Here is a 14,400-nt window from a genome sequence, read left to right on the forward strand (position 1 = left end):
TAATATTAACTGTTTTTTTGCTACGATTGATACTTAAAGACTATTTGAAAGGACAGATGCAAATGACGAAGCGACTTGTAGCGATTGGAATTGCCGGTGGGTTATTACTAATCGGTATTCTCATACAAAGTATTGGGTTTCTAACATCAAATACTTTCAGTGAAACCTCTCAAGGAATGTTCTCAAATAAAGTTGAAGGTCCAAGAGAAGAAATCATAGAAAGTGGATCGTCCTCAAAACGTATTGCACGTCTATCCGTTGAGGGAACAATCATGAGCGGACAAGGCTCAAATATTTTTAGCGGTGAAGGATATAATCATGAGGACCTTCTTGAGCAATTAGAAGTTATTAAAGAAGATCCTACCATCAAAGGTGTTCTTTTATACGTTAATTCTCCAGGTGGAGGAGTGTTTGAAAGTGCAGAAATCCATGATAAATTAAAAGAAATTAAAGAAGAGAATAAGCAACTATATGTCTCTATGGGAGGAATGGCCGCTTCAGGAGGATATTACATATCAACTCCAGCTGACCAAATCTTTGCATCTAAAGAAACATTTACAGGCTCTCTTGGGGTCATCATGGAAAGTGTGAATTATGAAGAACTAGCTGAAGAATACGGCGTGAAGTTCAATACTATAAAAAGCGGCGAGTTTAAAGACATTATGAGCCCTAACAAAGAAATGACTGAAGAAGACCGAGAGATTTTGCAAACACTTGTTGACGAATCTTATCAAGGTTTTGTTGATGTGATTAGCGAAGGCCGAGATATGACAGAAGACAAAGTTAAAGATATTGCCGACGGTCGTATTTATTCAGGACAACAAGCCGTTGAAAATGGGCTAGTTGACACCATTGGTTTTGAGGAAGATGCCTTAAATGCACTGAAAAAAGAAATAGGTAACAATCCCGAAATCATTGAGTATAGTCCGAGTGGTGAAAGACTATTCGGTATCCCAATTGACGTAACATCTTTCCTACCTAACAGTGAAATTAAATGGGTTAATAAAATGATTGAAAAACGCCAAGGTCCTAGAATGATGTATATGTATTCAGAGTAAAGGAGGAGATTAGATGGATACAGTAGAATCAACACAAACGCCGAACCATTTAAACAAGGCTGTGACAGCGAACTTAAATGAAATTCACCGTATCGTATATGCGGGTTTCATTCCTCGGTTCTTTGCTTATATCATTGATCTTCTCGTCATTTGGAGCCTGAATTCTATCATCACAAGACCATTACTCCAATTAACGAACTTATCGGATGCTAAGCTTTGGATCGACCTGTTAAGTGCAGCTAATATAACTCAATCCCTTGTATTCTTTCTCTACTTCATCTTAATGACCTTCTTTTTTAGAGCCACACTAGGAAAAATGAGTTTAGGTTTATCTGTTGAATCGCTAAAAGGTGATAGCCTCTCTACAAGTCAAATTATCTTTAGAGAACTTATCGGAAGGTACATCAGTATGGCTGTTTTGGGTTTGCCATATCTCGTTGTTATTTTCACAAGAAAACATCAAGGTATTCATGATTTATTTGCCGATACCTCTGTAATCAAAGATAAAATGAAACGGTTAAATCGAGAAGTTAACTCGGCCTTGGATTAAAAATTTAGAAATCCAGCACCTTGACTAGAAGAGGTGCTGGATTTTTCATTTTCCATACATTCACTATTCCTATAAACTCAAAAAAATCTCTCCTCGTTAAAGGAAAGATTTAATTTAATTCAATTAACCGATCCCACAAGCAAAGGATCCATTCTTTTGTGAATATTTTTGATGATACTCTTCTGCTTCATAAAAAGTACTGGCAGGTGTAACTTCTGTAACAATTGGACGCTTAAATATCCCTTTATTTGTCCACTGATTAATTTTTTCGTTGCTGATAGCTTTTTCTGTTTCTTCCTGATAAAAAATTGCAGAGCGATACTGATGACCTTCATCAATCCCTTGTTTGTTTCTTGAAGTTGGATCATGAGCTTCAAAGAAGATATTCACAAGTCCACCATACGTTATAATATTAGGGTCATACTCTATACGTATAGCTTCTGCATGTCCAGTGGCTCCAGTTTTCACCTGTTCATAAGTAGGGTTTGGCAAGTGTCCCCCGATATATCCAACTCTTGTATGATTAATTCCTTCGAATCTTTCAAAAAAAGCTTCGACTCCCCAAAAACATCCTGCTCCAAAAATTGCTGTTGCCATTGTCATCTTCCCTTTCTTGTTAACGCAACTTCTTCCTAAGAGAGTTTGACGGTTTTTATAAACCAAAGACCCCTTTTCTTATCCAGTATAAGAAAAGGGGTCGTAATATTCCGTACGATCCTCTCATCTCTTAGAATGTTTAACCATTCTACAGGAATTGGCACCGTTCTTTTTCAATCAATAAAGATTGAATCGATGGTTGCCGGGCATCAAAGGGCCAGTCCCTCCGCCTCTCTGGATAAGAAGTTTCCGTTATTAATTTTTAAGTTATTATATATAGTACAACGTTTTGAACTCGAAGTAAAGATGAATGTTTCATTTTTTTAAAAAATATTTATAATGTTCACTTACCTGATGTGTACACTTCTTCAAATGGTTGGACAATAACAAATCCTTCACCTTTGAATTCCATTTGAATCGACTCTCCGCTACCACGGCCAATAAACGTTTTAAAACTAATATCTGTGCGGAATTCCGGCTGTAAATGGCCAGACCAAGCTACGGTAGCGTTAGGATCAGTTATAATTGAATCCCCTGGACGAACAAGTAACGTAAGGGGCTCATAGTGGGAAGTGATAGCTACCTTTCCACTGCCTTCCAACGTCACGTTAAACAATCCCCCCGACATCATCCCCGCAACTTTCTTCATTAATTTAATGTCCCAGTTTATCCCTGGCTCGAAAGCTAATAAATCATTTCCATTCACTGTGAGCGATTCATTGTCTAAATCAAAGATGGTAATTTTTTTGCCTTGATCCGCTAAGTATAATCGACCGGTTCCTGAGGCTTTCATAAGAGAACTGCCTTCACCAGAAAACGCCTTTTTGAACATTCGTCCAACACCGTGCTCTAGTACCCCTTCGCGTTCAAACTTTATTCCACCATTATAAGATATCATCGAGCCTGCTTTGGCCCATACTTGATCCATTAGATTAACTTCTAATATACGCGGTGTTTCTAATTCAAAATAGTCATTTTCTGTTGCATCTTGTTTCGTCTGTCTTATGAATTCATCAATAGAATAATTGCTCACAAAAAGTCCCCTTTCGATTCTTGTATTTATTTATATACGAAAGGGATGAGCAAAATGTTTCAATCAACTATCTTCCAAGAAAAACAGCCCCATATAGTAGGGAGCCCGCAATTACGAATGCAGGATGTACCTTCACTTTTTCCAAAAGAATGAAGCTAGCCACAATTAGAAAAATAGTTTGAAGCATACCCGCTGACACATAGGATGATTGAAAAAATTGATATGCCATTACACCTAACAAAATAGCGATAGACGGACGGATCAACGCTGTCATCGTTTTCACACGTGGTGATCCTTTAAACTTATTTAACAAACTAAGTAAGGCGATCATAAGAATAAGAGAAGGGGCGACTGTCGCAAATACTCCAATAAAAGCACCAAGTAATCCAGCTTGTTCATAACCAATAAAACCGGCCATCTTTGTAGCAATAGGACCCGGCAAGGCATTAGCCATCGCTAACATTTCACTAAATTCATTCACAGATAACCATTCAAATCGGCCAACCACCTCATTTTCTACAAGCGGAATCGAAGCAGGCCCCCCACCATAACCAACAATTCCCGGGATGAAAAATGCTACGAATATTTTCCAGTAAATCATAGGGAAGACTCCTTACTTTTAGGTTGTGTACCAGACTTCTTCATCGGCCTTAGTAAGGCAAACAGTAATAGGGCAAAAATGACAATTCCGGGGTGTATACCCACCCACTCAATTAATAGTAGTGAGGCTAAACCTAAAATGATGGTCATCCATATCCCGAGATTTGCTTTAGACTTTTTCAGAAAATCATACGTTAAGGTAGCTAACATCACTCCTACTACAGGAACAACAGCTTGAGTCATTCCATTAACCCAAGCCTGATTACGGAAGCTATTTAAGAATGTTAATAGCAGAATTAAAATCGTGATAGATGGTATAATCGTAGCTAGAATTGCATTAATCATTCCTACAATACCTGAAACCCTATAACCAATATAACCTGCCATTTTTGTAGCAATAGGACCTGGTAGCGAATTCCCTAGGGCAAGGACATCAGCAAAATCATCATCCGACATCCATTTATATTTTTCAACGACTTCTTTATGAACTAGAGGTATAGAGGAGGGGCCTCCTCCATACCCAAATATCCCTACTCTAAAAAAGGCAAGGAAGAGATTCCATTGTTGCATATCTTTCACCTCTCTCGTGGCGTTCGTCAATCATTAATTAATACGCTGAAATCGTTCCATCTGTTCGAGATTCTGTTCCTCCATATAAAGAACCTGTATTCTCATCTCTCCATATTATTTGTCCTCGTCCAAAAGATCCAGTTTCCAATTGTACTTCAATATTATGTCCTTTTCTACGTAATGCTTCTGCTACATGTGTTGGGAAAGTCGGTTCTACCCAAACCGTTTTATCATGCATCCATTGCCAACGAGGTGAATCGAGAGCAGCTTGAGGATTTAAATGAAAATCAATTGTGTTCATAGCAACTTGTAAATGTCCTTGTGGCTGCATAAATCCACCCATAACACCAAATGGTCCCACAGGAGAGTGATCTTTAGTCATAAATCCTGGGATAATCGTATGATAGGATCGCTTATTTCCTGCCAGAGCATTTACATGTTCAGCGTCCATCGAGAAGTTATGGCCACGGTTTTGCAGACCAATTCCTGTCCCTGGAACTACTAGCCCCGAACCAAATCCCATATAATTACTTTGAATGAAGGAAACCATATTTCCTTCTTTATCAGCCGTTGCTAAATAAACTGTACCACCTTTAGGGGGATTACCAGCTTCAGGAGTAAGAGCTTTTTCATTGATTAAGTTTCTTCTTTGCTCCCCATACTCTTCACTTAACAAGTCATTGACACTTACATTCATATGCTTAGACTCTGCTATGAATTTTTGACCATCAGCAAATGCAAGCTTCATGGCTTCAATCTGTTGATGATATGTCGAGATTTCTTCTTTGCCGTGCATAGTAAACCCTTTTAAGATATTCAAAGCAGAAAGTGCAACCATTCCTTGACCATTAGGAGGGATCTCCCAAATATCGTACCCTCGATAATTTACTGAGATTGGGTCCACCCACTCGGGTTTAAAATTTTGCAAATCCTCTTTTCTAATAAAACCATTATATTTTTTGGAAAACTGGTCAATTTGATCTGCGATTTCCCCATTATAAAAGTCCTCGGCATTTGTTTCGGCTATTCTTCGCAACGTTTTCGCATGGCCAGGAGATTTCCATACCTCACCGATTTCTGGCGCCCTTCCCTTTGGAGCAAAAGTATCGAACCAATGTGAGAATTCTTCTCCTTTAAGTACCTCTTTAAACTTTTCAACCCCCGCACTCCAAAATTTCCCTAATACAGGTGATATAGGAAAACCTTCTTCAGCATACTGAATGGCTGGTGCTAATACTTCAGTTAACGGAAGTTTTCCAAAACGGCTAGAGAGTTCTGCCCAAGACCCTGGGATTCCTGGAACGGTAACAGGAACAAAACCGAATTTTGGTATTTCATCATAACCACGTGACTTAAGTTCATCAATGGAAATAGAGGAAGGTGAGTGTCCACTACCATTTAATCCATATAACTGGTCTTTCACCCACACAAGCGCAAAAGCATCTCCTCCAATGCCGTTAGAGGTTGGTTCGACAACCGTTAACGTAGCAGCCGTAGCAATCGCTGCATCGATAGCATTTCCGCCTTTTTTCAAAATATCTAGCCCAACTTGAGAAGCAAGTGGTTGTGATGTCGCTACCATTCCATTATTAGCTATAGTTGTCATTCGCTTTGAAGCAAAAGGTTGATTTAAATAGTCGGTTGTATTCATATGTATATAACTCCTCCTAAAATTGTATTTAAACAAATTTGTCCTTCACCACCAGCCTGATTATTTTAACAGGGAGGTAAAGGACAAACTCCTTCAAACTTCGTGACAGGCTACGTAATGCCCTGGATTTACTTCTCTCCACTCAGGCTTTTCTACTCTACAACGCTCATGAGCCAGAGGACAGCGGGTATGAAATGGGCAACCCTTGGGATAATCAGCAGGATTAGGCAAGTCCCCTTCAAGTTTCACCCGTTGCCGCTTTGCACCTAGCGTTGGCCTTGGTATAGCTGAAAGCAGTGCTTGAGTGTATGGATGAAGTGGATTGGCATATAATTCATCAGAGGAAGCTAGTTCAGCTGTAGCTCCTAAATACATAACAAGCACTCGATCACATACGTGACGAACAACCCCTAAGTCATGAGAAATGAATAAATAAGTCAATTGATGAGATTTTTGTAACTTTTTTAATAATTTTATAATTTGAGCTTGAACAGATACGTCAAGCGCTGAAACAGCTTCATCACATATAATCATGGAAGGATTCAATGCAATTGCTCGAGCAATGCCAATTCGCTGTCTTTGGCCCCCACTAAATTCATGAGGATAACGATCTGCATGCTCCTCTTTTAATCCAACTTCAACTAATAGTTCCTTCACGCGCTTCTCTCTTTCATTCTTCTTTATATTGGTGTGAATAATATACGCTTCCTCTAACGCATCTCCCACTCGTTGCCGTGGATTTAAGGAAGCATAAGGATCTTGAAAAATCATTTGCATATCCTTCTTATATTTCTTGAGATTACGATCAGAAAGCCCACCTATTTCTTCTCCGCGAAATTTAATAGAACCTTCTGTAAGTTCTTCTAACCCAAGAATTGTTCTTCCAAATGTCGATTTTCCACAACCAGATTCTCCAACAACTCCTAACGTTTCACCTTCTAAAACTTTAAGAGAAACATCTTCAACGGCTTTCACATTCGCTTTCGTTTTCTTCATGAAGCTACTTTTAATTGGGAAATATTTCTTCAAGTGAGTCACTTCAATAAGTGGCTGTGGCTCGGTCACCATTAACACTCACCTCCTCATCCTCGTGTAACCAGCACTTAGAATTATGGCTTTTTGATAATTTAAAATTAGGTGGATCTTTTTCTAAACATTGATCCATTGCATGTGGACATCTTGGATGAAATCGACAACCAGATATTTTTTCGTTTAAATTGGGTAAGGAACCAGGAATAGCTTCAAGTGTATGTTCAGCATCATCTACATTAGGAACAGAAGCTAGCAATCCTCTAGTATATGGATGTTTTGGAGCTTTAAAGATTTCTTCAACAGTTCCTGTTTCCACTACCTTCCCGGCATACATCACCATCACACGGTCCGCAACTTCAGCTACGACTCCCATATCGTGAGTTACCATCACAACTCCCATGCCTAGCTCATGTTTTAATTCATCGATTAATTCCAGGATTTGAGCTTGTATAGTCACATCTAAAGCTGTAGTTGGTTCATCAGCTATCAGTAATGAAGGGTTACAAGCTAATGACATAGCAATCATAACCCGCTGTCTCATCCCTCCACTTAACTCATGAGGGTATTTTTTAAGACATTTCTCCGGATCTGGTATACCGACTTGATTTAATAAATCGATCGCTTTTCGCTTAACTTCTACTTTTGAAAGGCTCGTGTGTAGCTTTAAGGGTTCCATTAGTTGGTATCCAACAGTAAAAACAGGATTTAAAGCAGTCATAGGCTCCTGAAATATCATGGATATATCATTACCTCTAATTTTTCTCATCTCTTCTTCTTTTTTATCAGTCAGATCGTCCCCATTAAAAAGAATAGAACCATTAGTTATCTCTCCATTTTTAGGTAATAATCCCATAACAGATAACGTCGTGATGCTTTTCCCACAACCTGACTCACCTACGATACAAAGTGTTTCACCTTGACTGACTGAAAAGGAAACCCCTCGCACAGCAGAAAGTTTCTCCCCCGCTGTACGAAAAGATGTAACTAAATCCTTTACCTCTAAGAGTTGTGACATTTAAAATCCCTACTCTCTATGAACGTTATATAGTAACCACTGGCCTGTAGGGTCTAGTTGTAACCCTTGTACAGATTCATCATAAGCTGCCGTAACTACTCCGTGGTGCATCGGTACCCATGCAGCATCTTCTACTGCGATCAAGTTCGCCTCTTGTAATTTTTCTTGACGAACATCTTGATCTACCTTTGTTCTAGACTCTTCAACTAGTTGATCAAACTCACTATTATCATATCTAACCCAGTTAGAAGAATCGATGTTGTCTGAATGTAAGTTCGGATACACAAGTTCACTACCATCTGCTGTACTATTACTCCAACTGGTGAAAGTCATATCAAATTCTCCTGTTGGTGTTGTATCTAGGAACGTTCCCCATTCCATAGATTCAATTGAAACCTCTAGACCTACTTCAGTTAATTGTGCCTGAACAACTTCCGCCATTCTTGTGTACGCTTCACGATTGGCAGTTAATAAAGTGATTTCTTCATCCCCATAGCCATTTTCCTCGATAATTTTTTCTGCTTCCTCTGGATCAAAACTATAACCCGCATCAGCTGCGTCTTCACTATAACCGAAAACTTGAGGCCCTATAATACTTTCATTTTCAATACCCAATCCATTTAATTGACCAACATAAGCTTCACGGTTAATTGCATGGGAAACGGCTTTTCTAAATTCAAGTTCATTATAGGGTTCTTTATCAAAGTTAAAACCGACAGAATAAACAGGAGTACCCTCTTGTTTCTGAATTTCAATATTTTCAATAGATTCTACTCGGGATAGGTGTTCTGTTGGAACTGCATCAATAAATTGGACTTCTCCTGTTTCTAACATCGAAACAGCTGTTGAATACTCTGGAACAACTTTCATAGTGACACGCTCTAACTGAGCAGGCTCTTGCCAGTAATCTTCATTTCTTAAAAGTGAAACTTCTTCACCTTGGGTCCAGTTTTCAAAGACAAAGGGACCAGTACCTACAGGTTCTTCATTAATATCTTGATTCTGATCAGCTTCTGGACTCACTATAGAAGCATTAGTGTGAGAAAGTGCAGCTAGTAGTGCCCCATAAGGTTCTTCTGTGTTAATAACAACGGTATGTTCATCTTCTACTTCTATCGATTCAATTGGTTCAAGTAGTGAAGCACGAGGTGCCGCTCTTTCTTCACTAACAAACTCTTCGAATGTGTATTTTACTGCCTCAGCATTAAATGGTGTACCGTCCTGAAACGTAATATCTTCTTTCAGTTTAATAATCCAAGTTGTATCATCCGGGGTCTCATAGGATTCTGCCAATAGTGGTTCTACTTCCATCGTTTCCGCATTTCGAGTAAACAGTGTTTCGTATACTTGTTCAATCATAGCAGCCGAAACCGAATCATTTGTATCAATTGGGGACAAACCAACAACATCAGAAGTCGTTGCATAAGTAAGTTCTTGTTCTACATCACCATCTGAACCACTGTCTCCCCCAGCTGAATCATCACTACACCCCGCCAAAGTAATACCCAAAAATAATAAAGCTGACATCCATAGTTTTTTTCTCATTAGTTTCCTCTCCTTTTTAAGTATCTAGATTCATATTAGGATCAAGAGCATCTCTTAGTCCGTCTCCAACAACGTTAAATGCGAAAACTACTAGCATAATGGCAATTCCAGGTACAATTGTTAGATGGGGCGAGGAATACATATAGTCCTGCCCTGCTGCAATCATTGCTCCCCACTCAGGTGTGGGAGGTTGCGCTCCAAGACCTAAGAAGCTTAAAGCAGCTGTAGATAAAATAGCTGTGGCCATTCTCATTGTGGCAAAAACAATAATAGGCGCAGTACAGTTAGGCAAAATATGCTTGAATATTATCCGCATATTACTTGCACCAAGTGATCTCATCGCTAAAATATACTCTTCTTTCTTGGCAGACAATACGCTTCCTCTAACAATTCTGGCACAGGTCGGAATCGACCAAATACTTATGGCAATAACAACATTGACTAAACTCGTACCAAGCATAGCAATGATTAACATAGCTAAAAGGATACCTGGAAAAGCAAATAGTAAATCAACAAATCTCATAATCGGTCCATCCAATTTTTTATAGTATCCGGACATTAGACCAAGTAAAACCCCTCCTACTAAACCTAAAGCGACCGAAGAAACTCCCACAAGTAACGAAATACGAGCTCCGAAGACTAAACGAGTCCAAACATCACGTCCGTAATTATCTGTACCTAACCAGTGTCCTTCAGAACCAATTCCAAGCTCACTGTTTACTAAATCCTGTTCACCAGGCCCATATCCTGCAAACCATGAAGCAAATACTGCCATAATAACTTGCACAAAAATGATAATAAGTCCAAAAACAGCCAATTTATTTTTCAGAAGGCGTTTAAAAGTTTTAACTAACATTTTTTCCTTTTTCTTACTTTGGGAATGAGATTGTTCATTCTTTGGACTAATAGCTTCTGAGCTAGACATTTTCGCTCCTCCTTTCTAGTCGTAGCTGATTCTTGGATCGATAAATGCATAGACAATATCAACCAGTAAGTTAACTACTACAAACAATGTAGCTACTAAAAGAACAGTCCCTTGAACAACTGGGAAATCCCGCGCTGCAATGGCGTCAATCATTAAACGGCCCACTCCATTAATAGCAAAAACTTGTTCAGTTATGATAGTGCCTCCCAGTAAGAAACCGAAATTCAAACCAATGACAGTAATAACAGGAATCATGGCATTTCTAAGAGCATGTATCCAAGTAACCGCCCAACTTTTTACTCCTTTAGCTTTTGCTGTACGGATATAATCCGCTCGGATAACCTCCAGCATTGCTGAGCGACTCATCCTTGCAATCATCGCAGCTGAAGCAGTACCAAGAGTTATCGCTGGGAGTATTAATTGTTTTATTCCTTCTATCGTCCAGAATGGAGCACTTAAACCTCCAACAGGAAGCCATTGTAATTCAACAGCAAAGAATAAAATTAGCATCGTTCCTAACCAAAAGTTAGGTATAGATACCCCTACCAATGCAACCGTTGTACTTGAAATATCAAACCAGGAATTTTGCTTAATGGCCGATATAATCCCCGCAGGTACTCCAATTAGTACAGCTACAAACATACTTGCAATAGCTAAGTTTAATGTTTGAGGAAATCGTTCAATAATAGCGTGAGAAACTTCTTGATTGTTTTGAAAAGAAAAACCTAAATCTCCTTGTACGACACCTGCTATGTAGTCAAAGTATTGAAGAAGTACAGGTTGATTTAATCCAAGATCTTCCCGAATGGCCTGAAGATCAGATTCTGTAGCAGTAGGACCTCCAATAATCGTAGCTGGATTACCGGGGGCAATATGCATACTCATAAAAACTAAAAATGAAATACCTATTAATAAAAGAATCAATTGTATAATGCGATTCGCAATTAACCCAAGCAAGTTATCCCCCCTCATCTAACTAAATTAATTTCTGAAAGCATTCGTATAACAACATTTAACTTTCAGACATTAATTACCTCCTTTTTTTCCATTCGTTAAGTAAATAGATAAATTAGATTAACAAATGTTTTGTATTGTTGATGATTATAATCGAATATTCTAAAAATTAAAACCCCTTTTTTAAAAAAATTTGAATTATTGTGTATTTTCGCGACAAAATTTGAAAATAGTAAATGCTTCATGCTAATATTTCTACAAAAGTATAATTCTAAAAAGTTTGAGAACATTCAAGACCTACCCTGTAAAGTTAGGTGGTTGTTTATGGAAAAAAGCCAGAATTTGAAAATTGATGATACAGATAAAAGAATACTAGAGTTATTAATCGAAGATGGACGCTTATCTTACGCTGATATCGGAAAAGAACTTGAACTGTCTCGAGTTGCTGTACGTTCGAGAGTAAACCAGCTTATAGATTGTGGTGTCATTGAAAAATTCACCACCGTTGTTAATAGTGAGAAGATTGGTAAGGAAGTTTCTGCATTTTTCGAAGTAGATTGTGAACCTAGAGCACTTGTAGAAGTGGCTGAAAATCTAGCTAACAACCCATATGTAGCAAGTTGCTACCAAATGACAGGCCCTAGCACGTTACATATGCACGTACTAGTCAATGATTTCACAGAATTAGAATCCTTTGTGAATGAAGAGTTATATGCTCTTCAAGGAATTACGAGAGTCGAAAGCCATATTTTGCTAAGACGTTTTAAAAGCAGAAGTGGCTTGAAACTATAAAAAGGACAAGAACTCCATCTTGGAAGTTCTTGTCCTTTTTATCCTTTAAATACTAGATGCCGCAATCGAAATCAATCATTTCCCTTAACCTCAAAGTTTTAAAAAATCCATTATAATCTCTCTATGGGTTCCTATCATTTCTGTCGGCAATTGGTCAGGAGAAATGAATTTACATTGATAAGACTCTTCTTGGTTCGCTACCATTTCACCTGAGAAATCACTTGTATAATAAGCAGTCGTAACCGAATAAAATTCATCTCCATTTTGAGCAACAGTAAAATAATTGGCACCTGAATAAACGTTAATCAATTTAAGAGAATCAATGTGCAAATTAGTTTCCTCAAGAACTTCTCGTTCAGCTGCATCTTCTGTAGATTCACCAAGTTCCATCAGTCCCCCCGGAAGTCCCCATACACCCTTAGGGAAAGTACGTTTTTGCAATAAAATATTACCATTGGCATTCGTTATAATCACAACAGAACCGACCAGTATTAGTGGACGGTGTCCCACTAATTCCCTTACATCCTCCACATATCCCAAACAATCTTCCTTCCTAAAAAGATTTCTTCAAAGTATAAAAATAAGTTCCTGGTATGTAATGTAATCTTTAATTTCTCCCACCACTTTGTAGCCATTCATTTCATAAAAGTTTCGAGTTTGATCTTCAAATGTAGTTAACATGGAGTAATCAGCACCTCTTTTACGAGCCATTCTTTCAACGGTTCGAATTAGCTGTGTTCCAATTCCATTATTACGATAGTGTTCATTCACCCAGCAATTGTTAATTTCCAGCCAATTCCAATATAATTCTGATGATATACCACCCATCGACTTTTGCTCACTATTTGAAACCATCATGTTAAGGGGTTGGACTGCTTTTTGAATTCTAGCATAATTCGTTGAATCTTCTTTTTTGCACTTTATTATTTCTTGGTAAAGCGAATCGCTACAATTATCAATTCCAGCCACATCAATTGTTACATTATAATTCAATTTTCTAAGTCACCTCTAAATTTCGATTGACCTATAATAGGTCTTATTGAATAAAATTATATTAACATAATCAGGAAACCTTTTTACCTTATATTCATCCCTCTAGAAATAATAACCTTAAATATTTCCACTCTACATTCGACGATTGAGAAACGTTAAAAGTTTGTTTTAAATCCATCTATTATTATTTCAATACCTCACGCTTATTTTCGAACTGTTTAATCCAGTAGCGTATTCCGCGTCCAGCATAAGGTTCGTCTTTAAATCTAGGGATCACATGCAAGTGGGCGTGAGGTATCGACTGACCTCCTGCTTCCCCTGTATTCCAACCAACACTATATCCATCTGGAAAGTGCTTCTCTTCCAAATGTTTCTTTGCTTTAAGCAATAAATCTCTTGAATCTTTCCATTCCTGTTCTGACAAAGAAAATACGTCTTGTTTATGTGCTTTAGGTATGATTAGACCACTGCCTTCTAAAACAATTTGTTCTGATTCTTTTTGAATATAAACACATGTCTTATTTTCAAAAATGACATGTTGAGCGGGTTTTTCATAAGGATTACAGAGCATACATGTTGAATAATCCACTGAACTCTCCCCCTTTTATAAAGTATTACATCGTTTTCTTAAAAACATAGCTTGCGCGACTATAACCCATTTTCTCTTCGTAAAATCGATGAGCCTCATCACGTTGTAATCCAGAAGATAAGGCAACACTTTCATATTCATTTTCTCTAGCCCACTCTTGAACAAAAGACAGCAATTGTTCCCCAAAGCCTTCAGAGCGCATATCCTTCGCTGTTACTAAGTCACAAACCCAAACAAATCTACCATAGTAAAGAGTAATCATAGGTTTAAATCCAGTGACAGCAACAATTTCACCTCTATCGAACAAAGCAAATAGTCTATACATATCCTTCTCTTTTGCTTCTTTAACTATTTCCAAATAACTAGTTTCGTTATGCTGGGCTCTTAATTGCTTTATAACAGGAAAAGCCTGAATAATTTCTTGATCACTATGTAATTCATGAATCTCTACCATAATTTTCTTTCTCCCTTTCCGTAAATAATTGAAGTAATGTTT

17 protein-coding genes and 1 riboswitch are annotated in these 14,400 nt (G+C 38.0%); of the genes, 3 read left to right on the forward strand and 14 right to left on the reverse strand.

Annotation, left to right across the window (positions count from 1 at the left end; translation table 11 throughout):
- The first annotated feature begins 62 nt into the window (after positions 1-62).
- Both sppA and ACFQIC_RS08845 read left to right on the forward strand, forming a co-directional pair.
- The gene (gene sppA, locus ACFQIC_RS08840) at positions 63-1,058 is read left to right on the forward strand and encodes a signal peptide peptidase SppA (protein WP_204709774.1); all 996 of its coding nucleotides are present in this window, start codon (positions 63-65) and stop codon (positions 1,056-1,058) included.
- A 13-nt stretch (positions 1,059-1,071) separates the two neighbouring features.
- Positions 1,072-1,608 (forward strand): RDD family protein, encoded by a 537-nt coding sequence (locus ACFQIC_RS08845; RefSeq protein WP_204709772.1) that lies wholly within the window; start codon positions 1,072-1,074, stop codon positions 1,606-1,608.
- Positions 1,609-1,731: 123 nt separating this feature from the next.
- Here the strand turns inward: ACFQIC_RS08845 and msrA are convergent, their stop codons facing one another.
- The 10 genes from msrA to nikB form a co-directional block, all read right to left on the reverse strand.
- Positions 1,732-2,205: a peptide-methionine (S)-S-oxide reductase MsrA gene (gene msrA, locus ACFQIC_RS08850; RefSeq protein ID WP_204709770.1), complete on the reverse strand. Its 474-nt coding sequence runs from the start codon at positions 2,203-2,205 to the stop codon at positions 1,732-1,734.
- 120 nt (positions 2,206-2,325) lie between these two features.
- Positions 2,326-2,450, reverse strand: a riboswitch (SAM riboswitch).
- A 98-nt stretch (positions 2,451-2,548) separates the two neighbouring features.
- Positions 2,549-3,238: an AIM24 family protein gene (locus ACFQIC_RS08855; RefSeq protein ID WP_204709768.1), complete on the reverse strand. Its 690-nt coding sequence runs from the start codon at positions 3,236-3,238 to the stop codon at positions 2,549-2,551.
- A gap of 67 nt (positions 3,239-3,305) precedes the next feature.
- On the reverse strand, positions 3,306-3,839 hold the full coding sequence (locus ACFQIC_RS08860) for a chromate transporter (protein ID WP_204709766.1): 534 nt from the start codon (positions 3,837-3,839) through the stop codon (positions 3,306-3,308).
- Positions 3,836-4,408 (reverse strand): chromate transporter, encoded by a 573-nt coding sequence (locus ACFQIC_RS08865; RefSeq protein ID WP_204709764.1) that lies wholly within the window; start codon positions 4,406-4,408, stop codon positions 3,836-3,838. Before ACFQIC_RS08865 ends, ACFQIC_RS08860 begins: the two co-directional genes overlap by 4 nt.
- A 37-nt stretch (positions 4,409-4,445) precedes the next feature.
- Entirely contained in the window at positions 4,446-6,059 is a 1,614-nt protein-coding gene (locus ACFQIC_RS08870; RefSeq protein ID WP_204709762.1) for a gamma-glutamyltransferase family protein, read from the reverse strand.
- A gap of 93 nt (positions 6,060-6,152) precedes the next feature.
- Positions 6,153-7,127 carry an ABC transporter ATP-binding protein gene (locus tag ACFQIC_RS08875; RefSeq protein ID WP_204709760.1) on the reverse strand — a complete coding sequence of 325 codons (975 nt, stop codon included), beginning with the start codon at positions 7,125-7,127 and terminating at the stop codon, positions 6,153-6,155.
- Entirely contained in the window at positions 7,099-8,106 is a 1,008-nt protein-coding gene (locus ACFQIC_RS08880; RefSeq protein WP_204709758.1) for an ABC transporter ATP-binding protein, read from the reverse strand. Before ACFQIC_RS08880 ends, ACFQIC_RS08875 begins: the two co-directional genes overlap by 29 nt.
- Positions 8,107-8,115: 9 nt before the next feature.
- Positions 8,116-9,651 carry an ABC transporter substrate-binding protein gene (locus ACFQIC_RS08885; RefSeq protein ID WP_204709756.1) on the reverse strand — a complete coding sequence of 512 codons (1,536 nt, stop codon included), beginning with the start codon at positions 9,649-9,651 and terminating at the stop codon, positions 8,116-8,118.
- 16 nt (positions 9,652-9,667) lie between these two features.
- Positions 9,668-10,576: an ABC transporter permease gene (locus ACFQIC_RS08890; RefSeq protein WP_204709755.1), complete on the reverse strand. Its 909-nt coding sequence runs from the start codon at positions 10,574-10,576 to the stop codon at positions 9,668-9,670.
- 15 nt (positions 10,577-10,591) lie between these two features.
- Positions 10,592-11,533: a nickel ABC transporter permease gene (nikB, locus tag ACFQIC_RS08895; RefSeq protein ID WP_204709754.1), complete on the reverse strand. Its 942-nt coding sequence runs from the start codon at positions 11,531-11,533 to the stop codon at positions 10,592-10,594.
- Between the two features lie 339 nt (positions 11,534-11,872).
- Between nikB and ACFQIC_RS08900 the strand changes: the two genes are divergently transcribed.
- Positions 11,873-12,322 carry an Lrp/AsnC family transcriptional regulator gene (locus tag ACFQIC_RS08900; protein WP_390217044.1) on the forward strand — a complete coding sequence of 150 codons (450 nt, stop codon included), beginning with the start codon at positions 11,873-11,875 and terminating at the stop codon, positions 12,320-12,322.
- Positions 12,323-12,412: 90 nt separating this feature from the next.
- Here the strand turns inward: ACFQIC_RS08900 and ACFQIC_RS08905 are convergent, their stop codons facing one another.
- From ACFQIC_RS08905 to ACFQIC_RS08920, 4 genes are all read right to left on the reverse strand, one after another.
- On the reverse strand, positions 12,413-12,862 hold the full coding sequence (locus ACFQIC_RS08905; RefSeq protein WP_204709752.1) for an NUDIX hydrolase: 450 nt from the start codon (positions 12,860-12,862) through the stop codon (positions 12,413-12,415).
- Between the two features lie 27 nt (positions 12,863-12,889).
- Positions 12,890-13,315, reverse strand: a complete 426-nt coding sequence (locus ACFQIC_RS08910; protein ID WP_204709751.1) for a GNAT family N-acetyltransferase — start codon at positions 13,313-13,315, stop codon at positions 12,890-12,892.
- A gap of 184 nt (positions 13,316-13,499) precedes the next feature.
- A complete protein-coding gene (locus tag ACFQIC_RS08915; protein ID WP_390217042.1) occupies positions 13,500-13,904 on the reverse strand; it encodes an HIT family protein in 405 nt (134 codons plus the stop codon).
- Between the two features lie 25 nt (positions 13,905-13,929).
- The gene (locus ACFQIC_RS08920; protein ID WP_204709750.1) at positions 13,930-14,358 is read right to left on the reverse strand and encodes a GNAT family N-acetyltransferase; all 429 of its coding nucleotides are present in this window, start codon (positions 14,356-14,358) and stop codon (positions 13,930-13,932) included.
- Positions 14,359-14,400: the final 42 nt, after the last annotated feature.

The sequence above is a fragment of the Halobacillus seohaensis genome (assembly GCF_042663045.1).
In the GTDB taxonomy this organism is placed as follows: Bacteria; Bacillota; Bacilli; order Bacillales; family Halobacillaceae; genus Halobacillus_A; species Halobacillus_A seohaensis.

Bases quoted from the DNA above. Each gene is read 5' to 3' on its own strand.
- sppA (WP_204709774.1), top strand. From the start codon at position 63: ATGACGAAGCGACTTGTAGCGATTGGAATTGCCGGTGGGTTATTACTA.
- ACFQIC_RS08845 (WP_204709772.1), top strand. From the start codon at position 1,072: ATGGATACAGTAGAATCAACACAAACGCCGAACCATTTAAACAAGGCT.
- msrA (WP_204709770.1), bottom strand. From the start codon at position 2,205: ATGGCAACAGCAATTTTTGGAGCAGGATGTTTTTGGGGAGTCGAAGCT.
- ACFQIC_RS08860 (WP_204709766.1), bottom strand. From the start codon at position 3,839: ATGATTTACTGGAAAATATTCGTAGCATTTTTCATCCCGGGAATTGTT.
- ACFQIC_RS08865 (WP_204709764.1), bottom strand. From the start codon at position 4,408: ATGCAACAATGGAATCTCTTCCTTGCCTTTTTTAGAGTAGGGATATTT.
- ACFQIC_RS08870 (WP_204709762.1), bottom strand. From the start codon at position 6,059: ATGAATACAACCGACTATTTAAATCAACCTTTTGCTTCAAAGCGAATG.
- ACFQIC_RS08875 (WP_204709760.1), bottom strand. From the start codon at position 7,127: ATGGTGACCGAGCCACAGCCACTTATTGAAGTGACTCACTTGAAGAAA.
- ACFQIC_RS08880 (WP_204709758.1), bottom strand. From the start codon at position 8,106: ATGTCACAACTCTTAGAGGTAAAGGATTTAGTTACATCTTTTCGTACA.
- ACFQIC_RS08885 (WP_204709756.1), bottom strand. From the start codon at position 9,651: ATGAGAAAAAAACTATGGATGTCAGCTTTATTATTTTTGGGTATTACT.
- ACFQIC_RS08890 (WP_204709755.1), bottom strand. From the start codon at position 10,576: ATGTCTAGCTCAGAAGCTATTAGTCCAAAGAATGAACAATCTCATTCC.
- ACFQIC_RS08920 (WP_204709750.1), bottom strand. From the start codon at position 14,358: ATGGTAGAGATTCATGAATTACATAGTGATCAAGAAATTATTCAGGCT.